Here is a 25,489-nt window from a genome sequence, read left to right on the forward strand (position 1 = left end):
GACATGTTCTTTTCTTCCTTGGTTGGCGCCAATGAGGGCCTGGTGTCTAACGGCTCCAGTGGCTTTTGGCGTGGACTGATCGGGGCTGCTCGCAGCAGCTCCGGCATGCGTGTGACGCCAGAAACTGCGCTGGCCCTGCCGATTATTCAGAACTGCGTCACGCTGCTGGCCGAAAGCCTGGCGCAATTGCCCCTGGAGCTTTACGAGCGCAAGGGCGGAGGGCAACGTGAGTCGGCGAGCAGCCATCCGCTGTATCAGGTGCTGCGCTACAGGCCCAACCCGTTCCAGACACCGTATGACCGGGTGGAGCTGTCGCAGATGTCCGCAGGCCTGCGCGGCAATTCGTACACGTTCATTGAGCGTGGGCGGGACGGCCAGGTGGCGCAGCTGTGGCCCCTGGATACGGCAAAGGTGACGGTGCTCAAGGGGCCTGACATGCTGCCGTATTACCAGGTGGCTGGCGTGTCCGATCCTCTGCCTATGCGCCTGGTCCATCACGTTCGTTGGCATTCCCACAATGGCTATGTCGGGCTGTCCCCCATTGAGCTGCACGCCGACTCCATCGGCCTCGCCCAAGCGGTGCGCCAGTACACCGGCAAGTCGTTCGCCAATGGCGTCACGCTGTCGGGGGTGATCGAGCGGCCCAAGGAAGTGGCCGCGATCAAGGAGCAGGGCACCATTGACTCCATCGTGAACCAGTGGGGCAGCAAATTCAGTGGCGTGGACAACGCCAGGAAGGTGGCGCTGCTGCAGGAGGGCATGACGTTCAAGCCGGTGTCCATGAGCAATGTGGACGCGGACGTGGCGGCCATCCTCAAGCTGTCGGGCGTGGATGCCGCGCGCATCTACAAGGTGCCGCTGCCCATGGTCAACGACCTGGACAAGGCCAACTACAACACGATCGAGCAGCTGCTGATTCACTTCGTGGTGTTCGCACTGTTGCCCTGGGCCAAGCGGCATGAGCAGGCCATGATGCGCGACTTTTTGCTGGACGATGAGCGGCCGCGCTACTTCATCGAATTCAACCTGTCGGGCCTCATGCGGGGCGATCAGAAGAGCCGCTATGAGGCCTATGCCATCGGGCGGCAATGGGGCTGGCTCTCGGTCAACGACATCCGGCGCTTGGAGAACCTGCCGCCCGTGGCCGGGGGCGATACCTACCTCCAGCCACTCAACATGGTTGCGGCGGGTGCTGCGGCGCCCGATCCGAAGAATCCCGCAGTGCGGGCACAGCTGGAGATCCAGCGGCAAGAAATCGAAAGGCTCCTGACCTAATGAAAAGCTATCTTCGCGCAGCGGGCCTGCTGTTCAATCAGCCGCTGCTCACTACCCCGGATGCCATGGACATGGCGGTGCGCTGGGCCAATCAGGTGATGAGCCTCAACATCATCAACATGGCCCCGGTGACCGAGTCCCGCATGTGGCACGACGATGACGACTATGAGTCGCGCATTGCCCGCGAAGAAGAGCGGCGCCGGGCCAACCTGCAGGCCACGGGCGTGCAGGTGATCCCGGTCCATGGGCTGCTGGTCAGCCGTGCGGCACACCTCAATGTCTGCGAGACCATGACCAGCTACGAGGATCTGCGCAGCCAGCTGCGCCAGGCGGTCGCTGATCCCTTGGTCGAGCGCATCGTGCTGGACATCGACAGCCCGGGGGGCGCTGCCACCGGCGCCTTTGAGCTGGCGGCGGATCTGCGGTCCATGGCTTTGCAAAAGCAAATCATCGGCCTGGTCAATTTCTCGGCCTACAGCGGCGGCTACCTGATCGGTGCGGCGTGCACCGAACTGGTGGTAAGCCGCACCAGCGGCGTGGGCAGCATCGGAGTGATTGCCAAGCACATGGACCGCTCGGCCATGCTGGAGCGCGAAGGGATCAAGGTCACGACCGTGTATGCCGGCGCGCATAAAAACGACCTGTCGCCGCATGAGCCGCTGACAGAACAGTCCATGAAGTTCCTGCAGGAGCTGGTCAACGAAGGCTATGACATGTTTGTGAATGCCGTGGCCGAGTACCGGGGCCTGAGCGCCTCTGTCGTGCGCGCCACCGAGGCCGGTCTCTACCGTGGCCAGGCCGCTATCGCCGCTGGCCTGGCCGACCGGCTGCAGACCCCCACTGATGCCCTGGACGGTATCACCCGCGCCGTGGCCGAAAGCCGCGCCAATCGCCCCGCGCCTAGCCGGTTGGCTGTGCGTGCTGCTGCAGCCCATCTGCAAGCCCAGATCTGACCGCGTTCGCGGCAGTTTTCCGGCCCGCCTCGGCGGGCTTTTTTCATTGCTCTTTAGGAAGCAAAACCATGTCCCTTGTGACCCAACTGCGTAGCGAACGCGCCCAGCTCAATGAAACGCTGCAGGCCCTCGCAAAGAAGGATGCCGCCGGCGAGCAACTGTCTGCAGAAGAGCTGCAGCAGTTCACATCGCTGGAAACCCAAATCGGCGAACTGTCCGCCAAGATTGCACGCGCCGAATCTGCCGAACGCCTCAATGCTGCGGCGGCGGTGCCCGTCAACGAAAGTGCGCGCGGCATCAACGGCCCGCCTGCCGGCGCCCACGTCACTGTCACCGACAACGCCCCGCCGGGCGCATCCGTCGCGCAGGTGGCCCGGCTGCTGGCCGCTGCTGGTGGCAACCAGCAGCATGCGGCCCAGATGGCGCAAGAGGGCGGTTTCGGCCAAGACATCGTGCAGACCCTGAGCACGGTCACCCCGGGCGCGGGTGGTGTGCTGATCCCCGCCAACATGGCCGCCTCGGTGATCGAGGCGCTGCGCCCTCGCTCTGTCGTGCGGTCCATGGGGGCGGTCAGCCTGCCCCTGGTCAACGGCAACATGACGCTGCCGCGCATCAAGGACTCCACGGTGGTGGGCTACATCGGCACCGAAACCGACATCCCGGTGACCGACATGACCTTCGCGGACATGAAGCTGCAGGCCAAGAAGATGGGCGCCCTGGTGCCGATCAGCAATGACCTGCTGTCGTTCGCTGGCATCAATCCGCGTGTGGACAGCATCGTCGCCAATGACCTGCTGATCAGCACCGGCCTGGCCGAGGATCTGCACTACATCCGCTCGGCAGGCAGTGCCCTGCTGCCCAAAGGCCTGCGCTACTGGGCGCTGCCGGGCAACGTGGTGGACGCTCCCGTCGATCCTGACCTCAAGGCCATCGACCTGTTCCTGGGCGGCCTGATGCTGCGCCTGGAAGCCGCCAATGCCGCGATGGCCAACTGCGGCTGGCTGATGCATCCGCGCACCATCCGCTGGCTGCAGTCGCTGCGCGACGGCAACGGCAACAAGGCCTATCCCGAGATCGACCAGGGCCAGCTCAAGGGCTACCGCTTCGGCCTGTCCACGCAGATCCCGGTGAACCTGGGCGCCGGCGGCGATGAATCGGAAATCTACTTCGTGGACTTCTCCGATTGCTACATCGGTGAAACGGGGCAGCTGTCCATCGCCTACAGCACCGAGGCCTCCTACAAGGACGCGGGCGGAAACATGGTGTCCGCTTTCCAGCGCGACCAGACCCTGGTGCGTGTGATCGCGCACAACGATTTCGGCGTGCGTCACGTCGAGTCCGTTGCGGTCGGCGCCAAGGTGAAGTGGGGCGCGGGCATGTGAGATGACGCCCCGGCAGGCGCCGGGGCGCAACCAATCGAAAGGACAAGGCGATGAGCAAGCAAGAAGCAGGCAAACAAGAGATTGTTGCGGTGGTGTTCCTGAAGCACTGGCGCGGCTACAACCCGGGCGAAACCGCAGCATTTCCGGCGGACCAGGCGGACCGCCTGGAAGCGGGCGAGGTGGCCGAGAAATCGGGCACGGCCAGCGGTGCAGCAACCAGCGGACGCAGTGCACGGGGTGCGGGGCGTGGCGGCAAGTCCGCAGCGCGTGATCAGGCGCAAACGGGGGACCCCGAAAGCGGTGGTGACGGCGCGCCACCTGTCGCTGCACCTGCTGCTGCCAGCACGGAGGCAGGTGCGGGCGCTGCAGGCAACCTCAACGCTGACCGGCCCTGACCATGGCTCGGCGCAAGCGTTACGCAGGCGAGCCCGTGCTGACTGCCGCCGAGGTCGCGCAATGGTGCCGCGAGCACATCGATGACCTGCAGCGCTCGCTGGTTGAAAACATCATCGTGCCGGGCGTGACGCAGATGTGCGAGGCGGAAACAGGCGCAGCCATCCGGCCGGCCGAGTACGTCGAAGACTGGCCGCAAGACCGTTTGGGCAATGTGCTGGATGTCGGCCAGGTGCGGTCCGTCAGCAGCATGAGCCTGCTGCGCGCTGGGGCAGATCCGATCCCGGTTGAGGGCTTCGAGCTGGAGGTGGACCAGCGTGTCGGCCGCATCGTTTTTGCGGGCGGCCGGCCGCCTGGCCGTCTGCGCATCGAGTACGTGGCCGGGGTCGATCTTGGCGCATACCCATCGGTACGCACCTGGCTGCTACTGCAGGCGGGGACGCTGTATCAGCAGCGGGAAGCCCTGGTGACCGGAACCATTGTTTCCGAACTTCCCTTGAAATTCCTGGGCAGCATGTTGGCGGAGATCGCCGTGCCGCCCCGATTCTGAAAGGTGGCCCATGCTGCAATCAGGAAGGCTCAGGCGCCTTATCGTGATCGAGGCTCTCCAGCAGGGCAAAGACCGATCAGGCGGCATTGTGCGGGCATGGACTCCAGTCACGCCGACCGATGGCATCTATGCCGGGCACACCAGCGATTCGGGCACATTGCGCCCTGCCACCAAGGCGGCGGGGGGCGAGGTTGCCGTGTCTGCGGAGGTGTTCACACTCCGGTGGCGCGATGGCATCAAGGCCGGCATGCGCGTGGTCAGTCGTGGTCTGTACTACCAGATTCGACATGTCAAAGATCTGGCGGATCGCCATGAAACGCTGATCCTGACCTGCGAAACGGGGGTGCGTGATGGCTAACAAACCCGATGTCACAGGCGTTCCCGACCTGACCGCAGCCTTCCGCGAAGTCCGCGAGGACATGGCGCAGAAGGTCTCGCGCCGCATGGTGGTCGCTGGGGGCAAGGTGATCACGGAACGTGCCAAAGCGATTGCCAAGGCAAACGGATCGGTGATCAGCGGCGCCATGGTCGAAAACATCGCCATCAAGCGCGAGCCCAACGCCCCGGACGGAACGGCGCAATACCACATCGGTGTGCGCCACGGCCGCTACCAGAGCAAGCGCGTGCAAGCCAAGGGCCAAAAACGACTGGTCGTCAGTCGTGGCCGCATCAAGGTGCGGCGTGACAACGATCCGTTTTACTGGAAGTGGGTCGAGACCGGCCGCCGTGTGGTCCCCGCATCGGTCAAGTCCGGCACCACGACATACACCCAGCGGCTGCGCAATGGCCGCGTGGTGGTGCGCTCGCGCAAGTACGAGGCCTCAAGCCTGCGTGCTCGCCGGCGTGCTGCATCGCAGGGCGTGGTCGGCCGCAAGCCGTTCATTGAGCCTGCGCTGCAGCAGGAGCGTGACAACGCCATCACGGCCATGGACCGGGCGCTGCAGCGCTACCTGGCCAGCGAAAGAAAGAAGGGAGGCGCATGACGGCAGCCCCGAGCATCCACCAGCGTTTACTGCCTGTACTGGAGTCTGCGCTGGGCAATACATGGTGGCTTGAACTGCCGGCGCGCCCTACCTGGCCGGCGGCAGTTTTCAGCGTCGAGACGGCGCCTGAGCTCGGATGGTGCGCCGGCGGCGGCTATGACGCCCACGACGCCACGGTGATCGTGCTCAGCCGCAGCGCGGTCGAGCTGGACACCTTGCTGCCCACCAGCGGCGGCGGCAGCGTGCGCACGGCTGTCGAGGCCATGGAGCACTACCAATGGGAAGTGGGCTGCGAGGACGCGGACTATGAAGACGATCCGCAGGTCTACGCCCGTGCCCTGATCGTGCGCTTGCGCACGCCCCGATTCACTACAGCAAAGGACACGCCATGACGGCAAAGAAAGACAAGGACGAGGTAGTGCACACGTCTGCACCGGCCCCGCAGAGCACCAAGCCGGCCAAGCCGGCGCACCACCAGGCCACCACGCTGCCGCCCCGGGATGAGTTCCACGGCAAGGCGGGCCGCTACGTGCGCGACCCTGCGACCGGCCTGCGCGTGCCGCAACCCTGAGCCCTGGCTCCATCCCTCAACCCCTGAAAGGAACCCCCATGGCAAAGTCCATGAAACAGATGCTGCTGCTGGCGATGGTCCAGACGGCGGCGGGCACTGCGGCCACGCCCACGGCGGCGGCCAATGCCATCCTGTGCCGCGCGTTGATGCCCGAGCCCATCACGGCCGAGCAGGTTGCACGCGACCTGATTCGCCCGTACAAAGGCAACAGCGGCAAGCTCACGTCCGGCGAGCATCGCAAGCTGACGTGCGAAGTGGAAATCGCGGGCAGCGGCACCCCGGGTGTGGCACCTGCCTATGGCGACCTGCTGCAGGCCTGCGGGTTCGCGGAGACCATCACGGCCGGCACTGACGTGCAATACACGCTGGTGAGCGGCGGTGAGCCGCTGCTGACGCTGTATGGCTATCTGGATGGCACGCTGTTCAAGATCGTGGACGCCAAGGGTACGGTCAGCTTCGAGCTGAACCCCAAGGGCATCCCGGTCATGAAATTCGAATTCCTGGGCGCCTACTCCAAGCCGGAGGAGGGCGCCATGCCCACGGGCGTGGATTACTCGAAGTTCATGCAGCCCAAGGTCGTTGGCAAGACCAACACGCCCACGCTCACGATCTTCGGGCACAGCGCCTGCACCAGCGCGTTTTCGGTCAACCTGGCCAATCAGTTGAACTGGCGCGAGCTGATCAACTGCGCAGGCGCCGCAAGCCCCGACCGTCAGCCCACGGGCTCCATCACCATGGAGTTTCCGAAGGTCACGACAAAGGACTGGACCGAGATCGTGCGCAACAGCGAGCGCGGCCCGGCCGTGATCGTCCACGGCGTGGACCCCGGCAACATCGTGGAGCTGCAGATGCCCAACATCCAGCCCGGCCCCTTCACGCTCAGCGATGACCAGGGCGTGGCAATGATGGCCTTGCCCTTCGACCTGGTGCCCATCGTCGGCGATGACGAATTGGTGCTGATCGTGCGCTGACCAGTCCCTTTTTTCCCTCACCTGAGGCCGCTCTATGCGGCCTTTTTCTTTTTCTGTCCCATCTCATCAGGAGTTAATCCATGTTCAACCTCACCCCCTCGGAAACATTCAAGGAAACCGTCAAGATCCAGACCAAGACCGAAAGCGGCCTGTGGCGCGAAGAGTCCTTCACCGCCGTTTTCAAGCGCACGGCCGAGGAGCGCCGCCAGGAGCTGCACAACAAGCCGTTCGGCGAGGTCGTGGATGAAGTCCTGGTGGGCTGGGACATGGTGGACCTGCAGCGCAAGCCCGTGGAATTCACGCCCGAGAACAAGGCTGCGTTCCTGCAGATCCCCGCCGCCGTGCGTGAAACGGCCATCACCTATCTGCGCACCAACGCGGGCGCCAAAGAAAAAAACTGATCGAGGCCGCGCGCTGGTGGGCGGGCGTACGCCCGCAAACCGTCGATCCCTTCGCGCCGCAGGAATCCATGCTGGAGGCTATGCGCGCGATGGGCGCGCCGGCGAAAGACATCGAGCGTGTGGCCGAGGCCATCGAGCAGCAGCGCGCGGCCGTGCCGACGCAGCCCGAGGAGTTCGGGGTGTACCGCGAAAACTGGGCCACGGTGCAGGCCTGGATTGCCCTGGAAACCCAATGGAACTGGCTATCGCCACCCGTCAGTGCGTTTGCAGGCGTTGGCATGCCTGTGCGCACCGGCTTGAACTATGCCGGCGTGGCTGCCTGGCTTGAGCTGTTTGTGCCTGTTCGGCAACGGCGAAGCGTCATGCAAGGGCTGATGTTGATGGAGCGAGCCGGCATGGCAGCGCTCATTGAAATTCGAAAACAAGAGGAGGGCTAGCTATGTCGGCATTGGGATCGCTGGTCGTCAAGCTCGCGCTGGAATATGCGCAGTTCAGCCAGGGGCTGCAGTCATCTGAGCAGGAGGTCAAGCAGCACGCCAAGCGCGTGCAGGATGCCTATGACAACATGGCCGCCGGCGTGTCGTCGCGCATGGACAGCCTCAAGGGCTCCATCTTGGGGGCTATCGGTGGCGCCATCAGCGTAGTCGGCATCACCTCGGCCATCTCCAAGATCAAGCAGGAGACCATCGACGCCGAAAAGGAGCAGACCCAGCTCGCGGCCGCGATCAAGTCCACGGGCGGCGCCGCTGGCTGGAGCATTGAGCGGCTCAACGCCATGGCCGACTCCATGGAGAAGACCAGCACATTCAGCGCGGGTCAGATCAACCAGGCGCAGACCCGCATGCTCAGCTATGCAGGCGTGGTGGGCGAGCAGTTCCCGCGCGCCATGCAGGCCGTGATCGACATGTCCGAGCGCATGGGCTATGAAGTCACGGCCTCGGCCGAGACCATCGGCAAGGCGCTGGACGTGCCCGGCGAGGGCCTGACTGCGCTGTCCAAGCAGGGCTTTCGGTTCACGGATGCTCAGAAGGAACTGGTCAAGCAGTTCGAGCGCACGGGCCAGACGGCCAAGGCGCAGGAGATCATCCTGCAGGCCCTGGAGTCCAGCTACGGCGGCGCCGCCCAGGCGGCGCGCGACACGCTGGGCGGTTCGCTGACGGCTGTTGGCAACACCATCAACAGCCTCATGACGGCGGACAGCGCGAGCCTGCCAGGCCTGCGCGATAGCGTCGAGGGACTCAACAGCACGCTCAACAGCGATGACGTGCGCAACGGCTTCCAGACCCTGATCAGCGGGCTGATCGACGTGGGCAGCTTTGCCGCCAGCAGCATGGCGGGCATCGTCAAGCTGGGCCAGGCCGTGGCCGAGCACAAGGGCGAGATCGGAGTTGTGCTGGGCATGATCGCCGGCACGGCCACGGCGGCCGGGGCGCTGCAGGTTGCCAATGCCATCGGCGCCGCTGGCGGGGTGTGGGGGGCATTGACCAAGGTGCGCGGCGCGGTGATCGCGCTGAGCCTGGCCCTCGCGGCGAACCCGGCCACCCTGGTGCTGCTGGGCATTGGTGCGGCCACGGGCGCGGCTATTGCATCGAACCTGGGCGACCCAGTGGGTGACAGGCTCAGCAAGGAAATCGAATTTCAGACCGAGCGCCTGGCACAGGCCGAGGCCCTGCTTGCGCGCGCTGGTGGCCCCAAGGGGCAGATGACGGCCAAGCTTGAAGAGCGCATTGCCGGCATCAAGAGCCATCTGGATGTCTTGCGAACGGCCGCCGGCGCGGCAAAGCCGGCAGTGGAAGACGTGGCGACCGAGGTTGCTGGTGTGGCCGCCGCCGCGAATAGCACACAGGTTCCTTTGGGCCAGTCGGAAGACTGGATCAAGAAGTACGGCACAGCGGCCCAGAAAGCAGCGCTGGAGGTCGAGGAGTGGAAACGCAAGCTCGGCTCTGCATTCACGCCCGAGATGCAGCGCCAGGTCGAAGAGACCTATGCGAAGCAGGACGCTGGCGCAAAGGCGAGCGCGCAGTCGGCCAAGCAGCTGCAGACAGCTTATGACAACCTGCTGCAGTCCATTGCTGAAAAAGTCGGCGAGCAGCAGCAGGAGCTGAAGAGCGGCGAGAAGCTGGCCGAGTCCGACAAGATCCGCATCAAGTTCAACGAGGACCTCAAGGACTCGCTGAAAGGGTTGAGCGAGGCGCAGCGTGCCAACGTCCTTGCGAAGATCGACAGCCTGGCCGCGTTGGAGAAAGAGAACGCGGCACAGAAGGAGTTCCTGCGCATCGCCGAGTTGGAGCGCACGCGCCGGGTGGCCATCGCATCCGCTGCGGAACAGACCGTTGCCAGCTTGCTGGAGAGCAACAAGACGCTGCGAGAAGAGATCGAGCTGATCGGCCTCAACGCTGAGCAACAGTCCCAGATCCTCACGCAGCGGCAGCTGGCAATCATCCTGGTCAAAGAGCAGCAGCTTACCGAGATGGAGCGCGCTGCTGCCTTGACCGGCACGATGACCCGCGAGCAGATCGCCCTGCAGCAGGAGATCGAGCTGCTGCGCGAGCGGCTGGGCCTCACGTCCCTGAAGGAGTCCCGCGAGACCTCGGCGCAGGCTGCGGCTGCGAGTGTGAGCGAATGGCAAAAGGGTGTCGAGCAGATTGGTCAGAGCCTGAGCGACCAGCTCATGGCCGGTGGCCGCTCGTTTGGCGACTACCTCAAGAATCTGGCCCGCACGCTGGTTTTCCGGCCGCTGATCATGGCGACCGTGCAACTGGCGGTGAACAGTGCTGCCGGCGCGTTGGGTCTGGACCTGGGTGGAAAGCAGTCGGGCGGCGCGGGCATGGGAGTGCTCAACAACCTCGGCACGCTGGGCGCTGGTGCGCAGGCAATGTGGGGCTTCATGCCCGGTGCTTCTGCCGCAAGTCTGGCTGGCGCGAATGCTGTGGGCTTGGCTGGAGGCGATGCAATGGGTGCTCTCATTGCCGGCAATGGTGGCTGGGCTGGGGTTGGTAGCAGCTTTGGTGCGGCGCTCACCACTGCGCTGCCTTGGATTGCGGGGGCTGTTGCAATCTTCTCTCTGCTCAAGGGCGGACTGTTCGGGTCGCGTGGGGCAAATCACGTCGGGGCGGCATACAGCACCACGGGCGCGGATAACGACAAGGCGGCAGAAATGCTGTTTGGGCGTGCGGCCGGCGATTGGTATGACGATTTGACCAAGCGCGGCAACAAGGATCTTGGCAAGCAGCTCGGCACGACGGTTGAGGCCCTGTCCGATGTCTACAAGTCCTTGGCCAAATACGCTGGCGACAGTGCACGCGATATCGACATCGTTGCGGGGTTCGCAAGCAATCCCAAGTATGGCGATGAAGATTCCTACGGCTACTTCAAGCTGATCGACAAGATCACTGGCGAAGTCCTGACCAGCTACACCAAGCGGGATGGCGGGCTTGGCAATGACCCGGAAAAGGCCTGGGCGCAGTTCGTGGCCGACATGGGCGGCGCCCTCATTGGTGAGCTGAAAAAGGCCGACATCCCGGCCTGGATGCGGGACTCTTTCGAGGAGTTGGGCGACGACATCACCCTGGAGAGCTTCAACGCGATGCTGCAAAAGGTGCAGCTCACGGCCTCGGCTATTGAGGGCTGGACACGCAACATCACCAACTTCGGGGAGCTGGGCGACAAAGCCATCGCGAAGCTGATCAAGGACATGGACGGCATCGAGAACCTGATTGCAGGTATGGATGCCTTCTACACCGGCTTCTATTCGGAAAGCGAACGGGTCGAGAACGCCGCGAAGGTGCTGGACAAGTCGCTGAAGGATCTGAAGCTGGAGATTGATCCGCGCCAGGGCCAGGCTGCAAAAGAGCAGTTCCGCAAGTTGGTCGAAGCGGCGATGGCCGCCGGCGACGTGGAGCTGCTCGCCAAGCTGCTGCCCCTGGCCCAGATGTTTGGCGAAGTCGCTGACGCTGCAGGCCGTGTGCTGGATGGGCTCAAGGATGACCGCTCCAAGCTGGAAGCCGAGTACCTGCGAGCCACGGGCCAAACGGACAAGTACCGTGAGGCACTGCGCAGGCTTGCGACCGAGGGCATGAGCGAGGCTGAACGTGCCGCGTGGGACTACAACGAAGCGCTGCGCGCCGAAATCGCTGCCCGAGACAAGCAGATGGATCTGGAGCGCCGGTGGCTGGAACTGAATGGCGACACCGCCGAGCTGCGCCGACGCGAACTGGCGGCATTGGACCCCAGCAATCGCGCATTGCAAGAACGCATCTGGGCGCTGGAGGATGCCAAGGCTGCGGACACCAAGGCGCGTGCCAATTTTGAGGCGGCCGTCAGCCGTGAGCGCGATTACTGGAGTGCCATCGCTTCCTCCTCGCAGGAGGCGATCCAGGCGCTATCCAGCTCGATTTCCTCGCTTCGCTCAAATGCGCGAGATCTGCAGGGTATGTCGGATGCTTCCGCTCAATGGGTGGCCGCGCAGGGCATGGTCTATGTAGAAAGCGCGCTGGCGGGTGTGCGAAACGGCAAGAAGCTTTCCAGCTACAACGAATTGAGCGAAGCCATCGCGGCAGCGCGAGGGGGCATCTCTGCGGGCGTCTATGCGACCCAGTTTGAAAGGGAGCGTGACGCCCTGGTGCTGGCCGGCCAGTTGTCGGATCTTGCAGACCTGGGCGATGAGCAGCTCAGCGTAGAGGAGCGGCTGTTCAAAAACTCGCAAGAGCAGATTGATCGGCTCGATAAGACGCTGGCGTATTGGCGTGACCTGCTTGAAGGCAACGAAAAGCAGATCGATGCGACGCTATCCGTGGAAGCTGCGATCAAGCGCCTTGAGGCGTTGCTATTTCCGGAAAAGTCACCCACGCCCGGCGGGGGCGGCAGTGGGGGCAAGACACCGACGCCGGATTGGGGGCCCGGGGGCGGTGGGTTTGCGCCCGCCAACAACGGTAAATACAAGACGCCTACTGCGATCTTGTCGGGCGGCGCAGTCATCTATGACTACGCCGATCTTGACTACGAACGCCGGCTGGATGGCCTCGCTCCAACGTTCAATAAATGGTCTGGCACGGGCGATTTTGCAGGGCTTGCAACGGACTTCCAGAAAGCTGGTGGGACGGCTCAGGACCTGGCTTACCTGTACGGCTTTTCAGTCAATGACGTGAACGCTGCGCTTGACCGGGCTGGCATCCCGCGTTTTGACGTGGGCACGAACTACGTTCCCGGCGACATGTTGGCCCAGATCCACGAAGGCGAAGCCATTGTGCCAAAGGCCTTTAATCCCTGGGCTGGCGGTTTTCAGCGGCCGCGTGGAGAGGACTCGGGGAGGTCGGTGGCTCTGCTTGAGCGTCTGCTCTTGGTCGTTGATCGCTTGACCTCGCATGTCTCGGAAATCTCTGTGAGTGTGTCCGCCATGCAGGAGCTAACCGACGACGTGACCGAAGGTGGTAACGCCACGCGGACGGAAATCATGAATGTGTCGGCCCTGGCGCAAGCAATAGCAAAGGAGATCGCATGAACGTATCCGCTCGCGTCATGGTGCCGGTGAAAATCACCGATGCCATGGTCGCCGCAGGCACGACAGTGCCCGAGCCCAATACGGCAAATGGCGAAGTCGCATGGGTCGCCAGTGGCAGCTATGCCATTGACGACCTGCGCACCTCAAATGGATCTGTCTACTCGTGCTCCCGGGCGCACTCGGGCCGTACGGCGCAACCTGAGGCTGATCCTGGCTATTGGCTCCGCAAGGGGCCAACTGACCGCATGGCCCCTTTCGATGATTATTCGGCGACGAAATCTCGGGGCAAGGGGTCCATCACGTTCGTGCTGACTCCAGGCTTTATCAACGGCGTCAGCGTCTATGGACCCGAGGGGGCGACCTATTCACTTGTCGTCCGTGATGCCCCTGGTGGAGATGTTATCCGGGAGCAGCACGGCGATCTTTACGCCCAAGCCGCAGGGCTCTGGGAGTTGCTTTTTACGCCGCTGCCAGCGCTGGAAAAAATCAGCATGGATGAAATTCCGATAGCGCCAAATGCCGAGGTGTCCGTGACGATCCGGGCGCCGGGGAATGGCGCCATCGCTGTGGGTGATATCAAGGTAGGGGACTGGCGGCAACTCATAGGTGAAGCCAACTTTGGCGGTGCCGAGTACGGGGCAGAGGCGCAGAGGAAGTCCTACACCTATCGCCAGGTCAATGACGACGGGACCTTTAGACAGATCCCCCGCGGCAACGTCCGCGACGTTACATGCAGGGTGGTAATCGACGCCGAACAGGCCATGTATGCGGACGCCATCCTTGGCGAAATCATCGATACCGTGGTGCCGTTTGAAGCATCAGGTCTGCCGCGCTATGGCTATCTCAACACCCGTGGTTTTGTGACCGGATCTATCCGGGCTGACAACTGGGGTGAGACATCTCTCAATCTCATTGTGAAAGGTGCCATCTGATGGCAATACAACCAGCAGCCACGCTCTCCCCGGTGCCGGAATTCCCGGCGCTGTCGGATCGAGCGGCAGGCACCTACAACAGCAAGGCCTATGCATTCGGCACGCACATGGGCGGGCCAGGGCCGTTTGTGCCTGAAATCAATGCGCTCTCTGCCAATGTCCAGCACAACGCGCAGGAAGCAGTCGCTGCGGCGGGCGGCTCCGGGGATGCGAAGCTTGCGGCAGAGAAGGCGCGAGACGACGCGATCACAGCCAAAGGGCAGTCCGAAACTGCACGCGATGCGTCGGTCTCGGCAAGAGGTGGATCTGAGTCGGCACGCGATGGCTCTATCACAGCCAAGGGGCAATCTGAAGCAGCACGCGACTTGTCCATCGCGGCCAAGGGCGGGGCCGAAACGGCCCGAGATGCTGCCGTCGCTGCGAAGAATGCATCGGAAGCTGCCCGCGACTCATCCAAGGCCTACCGCGACCAAGCTGAAGTATTCGCGTCTGCTCAGCTAAAGGGCAGCAGCACGACCAGCGTCACACCTGGCGCTGGCGCGAAGACCTTCGGCATGGAGTCATCGCGCTCGTTTGTGGCGGGCATGTACCTTGTGGCCACGTCCGCAAGCGACCCTGGTACACGTATGAGCGGCTACGTCCAGAGCTACAACCCAAGCACCGGCGCTCTGGTCATTGGAGTTGACACGTTCGCAGGCCTTTCCGCAAAAGCGGACTGGGTGATTGGTGTGGCTGCGCCAGGTGCTTCAGCCTGGATGACAACGCAAGTCATCACTGCATCGACTGTCGCTGTGCCGGGGGTGTTCTACGTTCTCGCGGCTGCCGGAATCACGCTGACCGTGCCAATCAATTTCGCTGCAGGCCAGGCCTTTGGGTTTGGGATGTCGCGCGGCATCTGGGCCGCAAACATTGACTGGCAGTCAAACAAGCTCAAGGGCCGCAGTCCTGGCGTGATGCAACTGCTGTCCCAAAACGATTCAGCGGTATGCCGCTGGGTCAATGCAACGGATGGATTTATGGAGGCAGCATGAGCTTTTACTCGGATTACTTTGGCGGTGGTGGCGGGGGAAAACTGCGCTACCAGGAGTTCTTGGCGTCTGGACCGTTTACCCCTCCTGCGGCACTGTTGGCGAGTGGTGGGCAGGGCTGGGTATTGCTGGTTGGTGGCGGGGGTGGTGGCGGTTGCTCGCGTGGTGGCGGCGGCGGTGGAGGTGCTGTCTTGACACTGCCGATGACGTTTACCGGGCCTGTTGCGGTCACTATCGGCGCGGGTGGTGCTGGCGGGACTGCATCGGGAGTTGGCAACGGCACTGCGGGGGGAGCCACGGCGGTTGGATCTGTGTCTGTGCCCGGTGGCGGGTATGGCGCTGGCGGTTTGTCTGGATACCAGCGAGGTGGCAACGGGGGGGCAGGCGGCGGTGGCAGCGGGGCAAGTACAGGAGGCGGTGGTGGTGGTGCCGGTGGTCCTGGCAATGGCAGCGGCACCGGGGCGGGCGGTCAGGGGCGCGGTGGTGAAGGCCTCTGGGGCGGGGGTGGGGGCGTCGGTGGCTCTGGCAATGGTGGCGTTGGTGGTTTGGGCATCAACGGCTATGGCGGGGGTGGTGGAGGTGGTGGGGATTCGGCCACCAACGGTCCTGGACTGGGTATGTCTGGCGGTGGTAGTGGCGGCGCGGAAGGCAACCCTGGTGCGCCTGGTAGCGCTGGTGCGACAAATCGTGGTGGCGGCGGTGGTGGTGGCGGCTACACCGCCGTTGGCGGTGCCGGTGGCTCTGGCTTTGTAAGGATCTGGTGGTACGAATGACCGAAAACTACGCACTCGTCAAAAGCGGCTGTGTCGAGCAAGTCATCGTTGCTGACGCAGATTTTGCGGACGTGGTCCGCGCGCAGTGGGACCACGTAGAACCGGCGCCTGAAGGCGTCGGCATTGGCTGGTCATGGGATGGCCAGGCATTCGCTGCGCCCGCTGTGCCAGACCCTGGGCCGCAGCCTACGCCCGTGCGCCACATCAGCGTGGGCGCATTTTTTGACAGGTTCGGCACGATGAAATGGGCGATCCTGCGAGACCCAGACGAAAACTGCAAAGCAGTGGTGATGGACGCAAGCGTGCGCAAGTACATCGACCTGGACAACCCGGATTTGCCGGCAGGCCTGGCAATTCTGCAGGCTGCCGGGCACGCAATCGATCCTGGTGCGATCCTCGACGCGCCGATCCAGCCGCACGAGCTGCCCTGAAAGATGACATCCCACAACAAACCGCCCTCGGGCGGTTTTTTCATGCCCGGAGGAGGGCACATGGACAACAACTGGTTCGATCAACTTCTACCCAAAGTGCCGGGGATTCTCGGCAGTGCAGGAGCGCTTATGTGGATGCAAGGTACATGGCCCCGTAAGGGCGCAATGCTGGTGCTCGGGATCGCAGCGAGCAACTACGGTACGCCTGACTTCGTGGTGGCGACAGGCCTTTCTGAGGGGCTCGCCGGCTTCGTCGTCGGCATGTTCTCGATGACTGCGGCCGACTGGGTGTTCCGGGCGTGGGATCAGTTCGCACTCGGTCCGTTGCTCAATGAGTGGGTGCGCAAGCGCCTGGGCCTGCCGCCAAAGGATGGGGGTGCTGTATGACTCCCCATTTCAGCCTTGCAGAACTCACGGCCAGTGCCACGGCGCAGCGCCAGGGCCTGGACAACACGCCCACTCCTGAGGCCCTGCAGCGCCTGGCGCTCACGGCCGCAATGCTGGAGCGCGTGCGCGCGCACCTGGGCGTGCCCATCATCGTGACCAGCGGCTACCGCTCGCGCGCTGTCAATGCAGCCGTTGGTGGCGTCACGAGCAGCGATCACGCGATAGGCGCGGCCGCTGACATCGTGGCGCCGAAGTTCGGTTCGCCTCACGCCGTGGCTAAGGCCCTGGCCCCGCATGTCAACGCGCTGGGCATCGGGCAAATCATCTATGAGAGTGTCGGTAGCAAGCGATGGGTGCACCTGTCCACACGCACGCCGGACAAGCCCGTCAATCGCGTGATTACCGTCAGCGGCAAAAGCACGTTGGTGGGCATTCAGGAGGTCTAGATGCTGGCCCTACTCAAATCCCGCGCCTGGCAGTTCCTGGCCCTTGTGCTGGCCGCGCTGCTGCTTTGGCAGAGCGTTGGCCATCTGCTCGCTTTGCGCGCGGCCGACAGGGCCCGCACTGACCTGGCAACCGAACGAGCCGCCGCAACTGCAGCGGCCGCCGAAACCTCCGAGCGCTATCGAAAACTGGAAGGCACCTACCGTGAAAACCTCGACATCATCACCCGCGAGTCTGGCCAGGCACAAGCCCGCGCTGCTGCTGACGCTGACGCTGCCCGTGCTGCTGCTGGCCGGCTGCGCGGCGACCTCGCCGACTACATCACCGCCCACCGTGCGGCCGCCAATGCTCGCGCCGCTGCAGGACAGTGCGCGCCAGACACCAGCGCCCTCGATCTGCTTGCCGAACTGCAGCGTCGCGCTGACGAGCGAGCGGGAGAGCTGGCGCGCATTGCTGATGAGGCCCGAGGTCGGGGCAGCGCTTGCGAGCGCGCGTTTGAAGCAAGCTTGGAAATGAGTGCAGCCGTGTACAGGTAAGAATGTGCTTTTCCTGCTGCATGCAGAAAATTCTTAATTGTTTCGAGACTTTCAGCCGTTAGACTAGAACTAGGCGTAGGACGTCAGGATGAGATCTAATCTTTCTCTCCAGCGCTTTGGGTGGCCGGCTAGGTTGTTGGTCATCAATGCGGTTAAAAAAATATCTGAGCTAACTTTCTTTGGTAAATTTTATGCTGATCGAATTCAATTTGAAAGAGTTCAAGAGTTTCCGGGAGGCTACATTGCCTCTTGGTCCTTTGACAGTTCTAATTGGGGCAAATGCGGCAGGGAAAAGTAATGCAATAGAGGCTCTGCGATTGTTGTCTTGGCTTGCCCAGGGGCAGAAACTTGCATCAATTCAGTATGAGGTTAATAAAGCAGATAGGGTTGTTAGAGGAAGAATAGATGACCTGTCTCATCGAGGCGAGACCAAGTTCACATTGGGTTGTAGAACCGATGACAAGGATTGGAATCGGCTTGAAATGCAATTAACACTTCGGGATGGAGAGTTGCATATAACGGGCGAAAAGGTTGACGATTATATGCAAAGTCTTCCTCTCTATGTAATGGATCGTCCATCGATTAATTTGAGCACCGATGCAGGTGTTGCTTACAATAATTTCGCGAGAGGTGGGAATAAACCGCATGTTACTGTTAGCGATCAAATGGCAGTGTTTGTTCAATTTGAAAGTGCTGCAAGATTTGAGGCTGGTCATAAAAGAGCACAAGATGTTATTCCCAAGGTTGCTAAAAGACTTCAGAAGATATTATCAAATATTCTGTTCTTGGATCCAGTTCCCGCTCGTATGCGGGAGTATAGCTTTACGAATGACAAAAGATTGCTTGGGGATGGGACGAATTTGTCGAGCGTTCTCTACAAACTTTGGGGTGAAGATATGGTGGCCCATGAGGAGCCATATCTCACACAGCGTAGGGATATATTGGATTTCATCCAGAGCTTGCCAGAGCAGGATATATCTGGGCTTAGCTTCTTAGCGGGACCGCGCGATGAAGTAATGGTCCAAGTTCGAGAGACATTTGGAGGTGAGCCAAGGGATTACGATGCATCACTTTTATCCGATGGGACTTTACGCGTACTTGCTGTTGCTGCAGCAATGCTATCTGCCGCTGAAGGCAGTCTAGTCGTAATAGAGGAAATTGATAACGGTGTGCATCCTAGCCGAGCTAGGCATTTATTGGATAGCATTCGAGCAATTGCCGAGCGAAGGAAATTGCGAGTTCTACTGTCTACTCATAATCCTGCCATGCTAGATGCGCTGCCTGATGTCGCTGTGCCTGATGTGGTTTTTTGCTATCGCGATCCGAAGGCTGGGGATAGTAAGTTGATTCGCATGAATGGTATTCCTGATGTTCCTGATCTGCTGATACAAGGACCGCTGGGTCAGCTGATGACTTCAGGTGCTTTGGAAAGATTTGTGAAGAATCATAAAGGACCTGCGTCAAGGAAACGTAAGGCTCAAGCTTGGCTGGAGTCGCTTAAGGCGCAAAAAGAGGGTGACGGAAAATGAGCTCAATCGTCATCGTTGACACATCTGTTTTTTTAAACATTCTCAATGTTCCTGGTTTAAATGATCAATGGGATGTTGTAATTGAAGAGTTGCAGCAACTTGTTGAGGATGGTGATCATCTTTTCATACCTATGGCTGCCATTGTTGAGACGGGGAATCATATTGCCCAATTGGCTAATGGCTCTCATAGAAGGTCTGCCGCAGAGAGATTTGTTTCTCATGTCCGTCAAGCGCTAAATGATGAAGCACCATGGAAGCCGATAAATTTTCCCGCCAATCATGAGGTGCTCGGATGGCTGGACACTTTCACGGATGCCGCAACTCATGGTATGGGTGTAGGGGATTTATCAATAAAAAAGGAGTGGGAAGCTTTGTGTAGTAAGCATGGCATGAGTCGAGTTAGAGTGTGGACGCTTGATGCTGATCTCGCGGGCTTGGATCGGGTGCCTGGGTAATGGCTTGTTCTCCAGCTACCCAATTGCCCTGCTTGTTTATAGTTAATATCCGGGCTATTCCTCCGCGAGCCACTAGCACAAGATCAATTTTGTAGTTGCGCTCCGAAGAGTCGAGCCCTGGATTGACGCCCCTTGCGTAAACCACGATACGCTCAAAGGTATCTGCTATTAACGCTATGTGGCGGGCCTGTTGCCTAGGCCCGATTTCTTGTTCCTCCACGCCGGCCGACAGCGCCCGCCAAGCTGCATCGGTTCCTGTGATGTCTGTGCCTGACGCGCCGGCCAGGTCTAGCTCGGCCGCCTGCAGCTTGCTTTGAGCCGCATCACCAGATCAATCTCAAGTCGTCGGGCGCGCCCTGCAAACACCGCAGGCGTGCCTTCGTCGGCGCTGGCCAGCATCGCATCGGGGAGTTTATCGAGCTGGGCGCTGATCTTGTCCACATCCTGGCGTGCTGCTGCCACCACCTGGGCGCGGGGCGCCTGGTTGCGGTCTGCCCCGTACAGCGCCTGCAGGTTCACGATGTCGCTGCAGTAAGACATGATTGCGCGCTCCACGGGTGCCACGCTAGTGCTCCCAGACACTGGGCAGCCCCCGCCGTAAGCGGCAGCCGAGGCGCAGAGTAGGCGCCGATTTCCGTCGCGCAGCCGGCCATCTGGCAGTCGATTCTTGGTCGCCAAGTGCTGACCGGACATCGGGCGGCCGCAGTAACCGCAGATCGTGATGCCCAGACCTATGATGACGTGCGGCAGATCCCCCTTGACTCGCCGGCGACCGCTCTGCGCGGCGACGCGCTGCAGCTCGGTCCACTCATCTGGACTCAGTAGAGCAGGGTAGTAGCCGCGCAGATCACGATGCCTTTGCCCCCGTGCCCTTGCGTGTACTGCTCAACCACCCGGCGCACGGCCGCCGCACGCGCGGGGTTGATATCCCATCCTGCCTCCGTCTCCTTGATCCATTCGGGATCATGTCCTGGCGCACACGTCCTCGATAGGAGCCGTTCTGCCACCCCTCGCACAGTCGCCTGATGCTGGCCTTCACGCGCTTGCTCTTCGTGTCGCTTTCTTCGTGCGCGCGGATCATCACCAGCAGGCTGTAGACCAGATCCATGGGGTTGTCTTTGAGCCGTGCGCGGCTGCAGGCCTTTCCGTCAATCGCTGTGACCACGGTGATGCCCGCATTTACAATCTGGGCTAGTTGCGCCTGGGTGGGATTTTCAGGAAATTTAGTCAGATTGAAGTGAATTTCATCTGTTAAAAAAAGAGCCTTTGAAGAGCTCTTTCTATATGGGCGTAGGATTTAGCGTGGAAAGCTTTTCTTCATTTCACTGAAATTATCATAAATCCATTTTTTGACATTGTCGCGACCTTGAATATTTGAGGGCAGATGATCGTGGATCATCCACTCAATAATCTGCCTGCTTCTGTGAATCCCCTTCTCTGTGCCTCCCGTGAAGTTGATCGAATTGATCAGAGTTACTACTTCATAAGATTCATGTCGACTAACACGAGTGCGATCAAGTCGCACTTTCGTTGGATCGTCTCCCTCCACTGCGATGTCCGAATAGTCGGTGTAATACAGGTCAGATTTCTTGAACTCAGCCATATCTTCCTTCACTGTGAATAGCGAGTTCATGATACGAGAAGTAGGAATGTTGTCTATTTGTGCTATATTTCCCTACTGAAATGAAAGTCTTTAGATGTGGCCATTGCTTTTGGATTATTGATGTGCTTGATCTTGGGTTGCTGACTGTTCCCCTGCGATCCAATTGCCCCGGCGGTCCATCGTTAACAGTCTAGCTACGCCGCCGCGTGCAATCAGCACTAGGTCAATTTTGTAGTCGCGCTCGGCCTCAGGGTCAGGGTTGACCCCGCGCGCGTACACAACGATGCGTTCAAACGTGTCCGCCACCAGCTGGCGGGCCTGCAGCCTGGGCTCAATCTGTTGCGCTTCGACGCCGGCCGCCAATGCGCGCCATGCGGCGTCGGCTCCTGCAATGTCGGTGCGCGCCGCGCCGGCCAGATCCAGTTCGGCAGCCTGTAGCCTAGTCTGGGCGGCATCCAACTCGATTTCCAACTGTCGTGCGCGGCGCGCGAAAACGGCTGGCGTGCCCTCGTCGGCACTTGCAAGCATGGCATCGGTGAGTTTGTCGAGCTGGGCGCTGATCTGGTCCACCTCCTGGCGTGCTGCTACCACCTGGGCGCGCGGCGCCTGGCTGCGGTCTGCCCCGTACAGGGCCTGCAGGTTCACGATGTCGCTGCAGTAAGACATGATGGCCCGCTCCACTGGCGCCGCGCTTGTGCTGCCCGACACAGGGCAGCCGCCACCATAGGCGGCTGCCGAGGCGCAGAGTAGGCGCCGGTTTCCGTCGCGCAGGCGCCCATCTGGCAGTCGATTCTTGGTGGCGAGGTGCTGGCCAGACATCGGGCGGCCGCAGTATCCGCAGATCGTGATGCCCAGTCCAGTGATGACGTGCGGCAAATCCCCCTTCACCCGCCGTCGGCCGCTCTGCGCTGCCACCCGCTGCAGTTCCGTCCACTCGTCTGCACTCAATAGGGCAGGGTAGTAGTCACGCAATTGGTACTCCTCGCCATCGATGGAGATGGGCTTGATGCCAGCGAGCTGCGGCATCTTGAGCAGGCGGTAGATCTGGTGTGTCCTGTTTTCGGCGGACGTGGTGTAGAGCTGCAGGCCTTCGGCGTCAAGGCGCTGGACGATACCTTTGCCGCCGTGCCCCTGGACATACAGCTGCACAGCCCGGCGTACTGCGGCCGCACGGTCGGCGTCAATCTCCCAACCCCCCTTCACCTCCTTGACCCATTCCGGGTCATGTCCCTGGCGCACGTGCCCCCGGTACGTGCCGTTCTGCCACCCCTCGCACAGGCGCCTGATGCTGGCCTTGACCCGCTTGCTCTTCGTGTCGCTTTCTTCGTGCGCGCGGATCATCACCAGCAGGCTGTAGACCAGATCCATGGGATTTTCTTTGAGCCGGGTGCGGCTGTAGGCCTTTCCGTCGCTCGCTGTGACCACGGTGATGCCCGCATTTACAATCTGGGCCAGTTGCGCCTGAGCCTGGATGGGCTCTGCGCGAGAGAGGCGGTCCAGCCCCTCCACGATCAGCACAGATCCATGCGGTACACGTCCGTCCTCCACGGCCCGCAGGAACACCCCGAGCGCGCCACTTTTGATGTGCTGTTGGTGGTAAGCGCTCAGGCCCTCGTCGCGGAGGGTCAGGCTGCTGTCAAGCTGCAGGCCGTGCTCTGAGGCCCATTTTTCCGCGTATGCCAGCTGCCTGTCCGTGCTGCCCCCCGTTGACTGCTTGGGGTCCGAGAACCGCAGGTAGCTATAGACAAGACCTTTAGAAGTTTTTCCCATGAATGAAACTGCTGTCAAAGTGGATCGGCTACCCCGTATAGGTATGGTATCCCTGGGGTGCCCCAAGGCACTCACGGACTCCGAACTCATCCTCACCCAGCTCAGCGCCGAGGGCTACCAGACCTCCAAGACCTTCGAGGGCGCTGACTTGGTGATCGTCAACACCTGCGGCTTCATCGATGACGCCGTGCGCGAGAGCCTGGACACCATTGGCGAGGCGCTGGCCGAGAACGGCAAGGTCATCGTCACGGGCTGCCTGGGCGCCAAGGCGGGCAAGGACGGCGGCAACCTGATCCAGGAAGTGCATCCCAGCGTGCTGGCCGTGACCGGTCCGCACGCCACGCAGGAGGTGATGAATGCCGTCCACACCCATCTGCCCAAGCCGCACGATCCCTTCATCGACCTGGTGCCGGGCGCCTTTGGCGAGGCGGGCATCAAGCTCACGCCCAGGCACTACGCCTACCTGAAGATTTCCGAGGGCTGTAACCACCGCTGCACCTTCTGCATCATCCCTTCCATGCGCGGCGATCTGGTTTCGCGTCCGGTGGGCGATGTGCTCAAGGAGGCGCGTGCGCTGTTCGAGGGCGGCGTCAAGGAGCTGCTGGTGATCAGCCAGGACACCTCGGCCTATGGCGTGGACGTGAAGTACCGCACAGGCTTCTGGGACGGCAAGCCGGTGAAGACACGCATGCTCGAACTGGTGCAGACGCTGGCCGAGATCGCCGAGCCCTATGGCGCCTGGGTGCGCCTGCACTATGTCTACCCGTACCCCAGCGTGGACGAGATCATTCCGTTCATGGCCACGGGCCGCGTGCTTCCCTATCTGGACGTGCCCTTCCAGCACAGCCATCCCGATGTCTTGAAGCGCATGAAGCGCCCCGCCAACGGTGAAAAGAACCTGGAGCGCCTGCAGCGCTGGCGCGAAATCTGCCCCGACCTGGTGATCCGCTCCACCTTCATCGCCGGCTTCCCCGGCGAGACGGAGCAGGAGTTCGAGCACCTGCTGCAGTTCCTGCGCGAGGCGCAGATCGACCGTGCGGGCTGCTTTGCCTACAGCCCGGTCGAAGGCGCTGCCGCCAACGAGATTCCCGGCATGCTGCCCCTGGAAGTGCGTGAGGAGCGCCGCGCGCGCTTCATGGCCGTGGCCGAGGAGGTTTCCACTGCGCGCCTGCAAAAGCGCGTCGGCCAGACCATGCAGGTGCTGGTGGACAAGTCCGTGGGCCTGGGTAAGAAGGGTGGCGTGGGCCGCAGCTATGCCGATGCCCCCGAGATCGATGGCCTGGTGCACCTGCTGCCGCCCGAGAAGGCCAGCAAGACCTACAAGGTGGGCGACTTCGTGAAGGCGCGCATCGTGGGCACGCAGGGCCACGACCTGGTGGGCCAGCCTGTGTAAGGCCTGCATTCGCATCCCTGAAAAGCGGGCAAGGTTTTCCTTGCCCGCTTTTTTTGTCCTTGATGGTTCAAGGCCTGATTTTGATCAAGGCGTTCAGGTCGCTTCGCTGAAATGCTGTACCTACTTTGACGCAAAGAAAGGATGGCGCGAATGAACAGGACCATGAAGGCCGCCGTGGTGCGGGAGTTTGGCAAGCCGCTCACCATCGAGGAAGTCCCGGTGCCCAGGCCCGATCCCGGCCATGTGCTGGTGAAGATCGAGGCCTGCGGCGTCTGCCATACCGATTTGCACGCGGCGCAGGGCGACTGGCCCGTCAAGCCCAATCCGCCTTTCATTCCCGGCCACGAAGGCGTGGGCTATGTGGCCGCCGTGGGTGCAGGCGTCACCCATGTGAAGGAGGGCGACCGCGTCGGCATTCCCTGGCTCTACACGGCCTGCGGCCATTGCGAGCATTGCCTGGGCGGTTGGGAGACACTGTGCGAGCAGCAAAAGAACACCGGCTACTCCGTCAACGGCGGCTTTGCGCAGTACGCGCTGGCCGATGCCAACTTCGTGGGCCTGCTGCCCGGCAGCGTGGACCTGATCGAGATCGCTCCCGTGCTGTGCGCGGGCGTCACGGTCTACAAGGGCCTGAAGGTCACCGACACCAGGCCCGGCAACTGGGTGGTGATCTCGGGCATCGGCGGCCTGGGCCACATGGCCGTGCAATATGCCAAGGCCATGGGCCTGAACGTGGCGGCGGTGGACGTGGATGACGACAAGCTGGCGCTGGCCCGGCGCCTGGGCGCACAGGTCACGGTCAATGCCATGACCACGGACCCTGCGGCCTATCTGAAAAAAGAGATCGGCGGCGCGCACGGCGCCTTGGTGACGGCGGTCTCGCCCAAGGCCTTCGAGCAGGCGCTGGGCATGGTGCGACGCGGCGGCACGGTGTCGCTCAACGGCCTGCCGCCCGGCAGCTTCCCGCTGCCCATCTTCAACATGGTGCTCAGCGGCGTGACGGTGCGCGGCTCCATCGTGGGCACGCGGCTGGACCTGCAGGAGTCGCTGGATTTCGCGGCCATGGGCAAGGTCAAGGCCACCGTGTCCACCGACCGGCTGGAGAACATCAACGACATCTTCGCGCGCATGCATGAAGGCAAGATCGAAGGGCGCGTGGTGCTGGACCTGAACGCCTGACGCTTTGCCCACCCCAAAAAAAAACAGGCTTCCCTCGGGAAGCCTGTTTT

General features: G+C 61.9%; 28 protein-coding genes and 1 pseudogene. 24 read left to right on the top strand and 5 right to left on the bottom strand.

The genetic code is table 11. The features are described from left to right. The first annotated feature begins 3 nt into the window (after nt 1-3). The 22 genes from ACF8O7_RS04085 to ACF8O7_RS04190 all read left to right on the top strand — a co-directional run bounded on the left by ACF8O7_RS04085 (nt 4) and on the right by ACF8O7_RS04190 (nt 19,494). A complete protein-coding gene (locus ACF8O7_RS04085; RefSeq protein ID WP_392442445.1) occupies nt 4-1,275 on the top strand; it encodes a phage portal protein in 1,272 nt (423 codons plus the stop codon). Continuing rightward, the gene (locus ACF8O7_RS04090; protein WP_392442448.1) at nt 1,275-2,228 is read left to right on the top strand and encodes a S49 family peptidase; all 954 of its coding nucleotides are present in this window, start codon (nt 1,275-1,277) and stop codon (nt 2,226-2,228) included. The genes ACF8O7_RS04085 and ACF8O7_RS04090 overlap by 1 nt, the downstream gene beginning before the upstream one ends. Before the next feature lie 68 nt (nt 2,229-2,296). Beyond that, the gene (locus ACF8O7_RS04095; RefSeq protein WP_392442451.1) at nt 2,297-3,610 is read left to right on the top strand and encodes a phage major capsid protein; all 1,314 of its coding nucleotides are present in this window, start codon (nt 2,297-2,299) and stop codon (nt 3,608-3,610) included. A 50-nt stretch (nt 3,611-3,660) separates the two neighbouring features. Further along, nucleotides 3,661-4,005, top strand: a complete 345-nt coding sequence (locus ACF8O7_RS04100) for a hypothetical protein (RefSeq protein WP_392442454.1) — start codon at nt 3,661-3,663, stop codon at nt 4,003-4,005. Nucleotides 4,006-4,040: 35 nt separating this feature from the next. Further along, nucleotides 4,041-4,553 carry a hypothetical protein gene (locus tag ACF8O7_RS04105; RefSeq protein ID WP_392442455.1) on the top strand — a complete coding sequence of 171 codons (513 nt, stop codon included), beginning with the start codon at nt 4,041-4,043 and terminating at the stop codon, nt 4,551-4,553. A gap of 43 nt (nt 4,554-4,596) precedes the next feature. Continuing rightward, nucleotides 4,597-4,911, top strand: a complete 315-nt coding sequence (locus ACF8O7_RS04110; protein WP_392442458.1) for a head-tail adaptor protein — start codon at nt 4,597-4,599, stop codon at nt 4,909-4,911. Further along, nucleotides 4,904-5,536, top strand: coding sequence for an HK97-gp10 family putative phage morphogenesis protein (locus ACF8O7_RS04115; RefSeq protein WP_392442460.1), 633 nt, complete (start codon nt 4,904-4,906; stop codon nt 5,534-5,536). The genes ACF8O7_RS04110 and ACF8O7_RS04115 overlap by 8 nt, the downstream gene beginning before the upstream one ends. Continuing rightward, complete coding sequence (locus ACF8O7_RS04120; RefSeq protein WP_392442462.1) at nt 5,533-5,928, top strand: hypothetical protein; 396 nt, start codon at nt 5,533-5,535, stop codon at nt 5,926-5,928. The genes ACF8O7_RS04115 and ACF8O7_RS04120 overlap by 4 nt, the downstream gene beginning before the upstream one ends. Continuing rightward, complete coding sequence (locus tag ACF8O7_RS04125; protein WP_392442464.1) at nt 5,925-6,107, top strand: hypothetical protein; 183 nt, start codon at nt 5,925-5,927, stop codon at nt 6,105-6,107. Before ACF8O7_RS04120 ends, ACF8O7_RS04125 begins: the two co-directional genes overlap by 4 nt. 50 nt (nt 6,108-6,157) lie before the next feature. Then, a complete protein-coding gene (locus ACF8O7_RS04130; protein ID WP_392442467.1) occupies nt 6,158-7,078 on the top strand; it encodes a phage tail tube protein in 921 nt (306 codons plus the stop codon). A gap of 80 nt (nt 7,079-7,158) precedes the next feature. After that, on the top strand, nt 7,159-7,479 hold the full coding sequence (locus ACF8O7_RS04135) for a hypothetical protein (protein ID WP_183017373.1): 321 nt from the start codon (nt 7,159-7,161) through the stop codon (nt 7,477-7,479). Nucleotides 7,480-7,547: 68 nt separating this feature from the next. Continuing rightward, nucleotides 7,548-7,916 carry a DUF1799 domain-containing protein gene (locus ACF8O7_RS04140; protein ID WP_373785915.1) on the top strand — a complete coding sequence of 123 codons (369 nt, stop codon included), beginning with the start codon at nt 7,548-7,550 and terminating at the stop codon, nt 7,914-7,916. 2 nt (nt 7,917-7,918) lie between these two features. Further along, the gene (locus ACF8O7_RS04145; protein ID WP_392442470.1) at nt 7,919-12,979 is read left to right on the top strand and encodes a phage tail length tape measure family protein; all 5,061 of its coding nucleotides are present in this window, start codon (nt 7,919-7,921) and stop codon (nt 12,977-12,979) included. Then, complete coding sequence (locus ACF8O7_RS04150; RefSeq protein WP_392442473.1) at nt 12,976-13,911, top strand: hypothetical protein; 936 nt, start codon at nt 12,976-12,978, stop codon at nt 13,909-13,911. Before ACF8O7_RS04145 ends, ACF8O7_RS04150 begins: the two co-directional genes overlap by 4 nt. After that, nucleotides 13,911-14,942, top strand: a complete 1,032-nt coding sequence (locus ACF8O7_RS04155) for a hypothetical protein (RefSeq protein WP_392442475.1) — start codon at nt 13,911-13,913, stop codon at nt 14,940-14,942. Before ACF8O7_RS04150 ends, ACF8O7_RS04155 begins: the two co-directional genes overlap by 1 nt. Beyond that, entirely contained in the window at nt 14,939-15,712 is a 774-nt protein-coding gene (locus ACF8O7_RS04160) for a glycine-rich domain-containing protein (RefSeq protein WP_016445332.1), read from the top strand. The genes ACF8O7_RS04155 and ACF8O7_RS04160 overlap by 4 nt, the downstream gene beginning before the upstream one ends. Then, entirely contained in the window at nt 15,709-16,143 is a 435-nt protein-coding gene (locus ACF8O7_RS04165) for a hypothetical protein (RefSeq protein ID WP_392442478.1), read from the top strand. Before ACF8O7_RS04160 ends, ACF8O7_RS04165 begins: the two co-directional genes overlap by 4 nt. 60 nt (nt 16,144-16,203) lie before the next feature. After that, the gene (locus ACF8O7_RS04170) at nt 16,204-16,530 is read left to right on the top strand and encodes a hypothetical protein (RefSeq protein ID WP_139223868.1); all 327 of its coding nucleotides are present in this window, start codon (nt 16,204-16,206) and stop codon (nt 16,528-16,530) included. Continuing rightward, nucleotides 16,527-16,976 carry a D-Ala-D-Ala carboxypeptidase family metallohydrolase gene (locus tag ACF8O7_RS04175; RefSeq protein ID WP_392442480.1) on the top strand — a complete coding sequence of 150 codons (450 nt, stop codon included), beginning with the start codon at nt 16,527-16,529 and terminating at the stop codon, nt 16,974-16,976. The genes ACF8O7_RS04170 and ACF8O7_RS04175 overlap by 4 nt, the downstream gene beginning before the upstream one ends. Next, complete coding sequence (locus ACF8O7_RS04180; protein ID WP_392442483.1) at nt 16,977-17,510, top strand: DUF2514 family protein; 534 nt, start codon at nt 16,977-16,979, stop codon at nt 17,508-17,510. 191 nt (nt 17,511-17,701) lie between these two features. Then, on the top strand, nt 17,702-19,039 hold the full coding sequence (locus ACF8O7_RS04185) for an AAA family ATPase (protein ID WP_392442485.1): 1,338 nt from the start codon (nt 17,702-17,704) through the stop codon (nt 19,037-19,039). After that, nucleotides 19,036-19,494, top strand: a complete 459-nt coding sequence (locus ACF8O7_RS04190) for a hypothetical protein (RefSeq protein ID WP_080650032.1) — start codon at nt 19,036-19,038, stop codon at nt 19,492-19,494. Before ACF8O7_RS04185 ends, ACF8O7_RS04190 begins: the two co-directional genes overlap by 4 nt. Before the next feature lie 288 nt (nt 19,495-19,782). Here the strand turns inward: ACF8O7_RS04190 and ACF8O7_RS04195 are convergent, their stop codons facing one another. The 5 genes and pseudogenes from ACF8O7_RS04195 to ACF8O7_RS04215 form a co-directional block, all read right to left on the bottom strand. Continuing rightward, on the bottom strand, nt 19,783-20,034 hold the full coding sequence (locus ACF8O7_RS04195; protein WP_016445339.1) for a hypothetical protein: 252 nt from the start codon (nt 20,032-20,034) through the stop codon (nt 19,783-19,785). A 48-nt stretch (nt 20,035-20,082) separates the two neighbouring features. Then, a pseudogene (locus ACF8O7_RS04200) lies at nt 20,083-20,187 on the bottom strand (hypothetical protein); the annotation flags it as partial. 154 nt (nt 20,188-20,341) lie between these two features. Then, nucleotides 20,342-20,602 carry a hypothetical protein gene (locus ACF8O7_RS04205; protein ID WP_392442488.1) on the bottom strand — a complete coding sequence of 87 codons (261 nt, stop codon included), beginning with the start codon at nt 20,600-20,602 and terminating at the stop codon, nt 20,342-20,344. A 189-nt stretch (nt 20,603-20,791) separates the two neighbouring features. Continuing rightward, the gene (locus tag ACF8O7_RS04210; RefSeq protein ID WP_155524686.1) at nt 20,792-21,097 is read right to left on the bottom strand and encodes a hypothetical protein; all 306 of its coding nucleotides are present in this window, start codon (nt 21,095-21,097) and stop codon (nt 20,792-20,794) included. Between the two features lie 114 nt (nt 21,098-21,211). Then, nucleotides 21,212-22,867 carry a recombinase family protein gene (locus ACF8O7_RS04215; RefSeq protein WP_392442491.1) on the bottom strand — a complete coding sequence of 552 codons (1,656 nt, stop codon included), beginning with the start codon at nt 22,865-22,867 and terminating at the stop codon, nt 21,212-21,214. Here ACF8O7_RS04215 and rimO point away from each other — a divergent pair. Further along, nucleotides 22,866-24,260, top strand: coding sequence for a 30S ribosomal protein S12 methylthiotransferase RimO (gene rimO, locus ACF8O7_RS04220; protein ID WP_034368655.1), 1,395 nt, complete (start codon nt 22,866-22,868; stop codon nt 24,258-24,260). The two genes, ACF8O7_RS04215 and rimO, sit on opposite strands and share 2 nt — an antisense overlap. Nucleotides 24,261-24,410: 150 nt before the next feature. Then, nucleotides 24,411-25,439, top strand: a complete 1,029-nt coding sequence (gene adhP / locus ACF8O7_RS04225; RefSeq protein ID WP_016445343.1) for an alcohol dehydrogenase AdhP — start codon at nt 24,411-24,413, stop codon at nt 25,437-25,439. Nucleotides 25,440-25,489 lie beyond the last annotated feature (50 nt).

It is taken from the genome of Delftia sp. WSY_16 (assembly GCF_043104415.1).
Classification (GTDB): Bacteria; Pseudomonadota; Gammaproteobacteria; order Burkholderiales; family Burkholderiaceae_C; genus Comamonas; species Comamonas tsuruhatensis.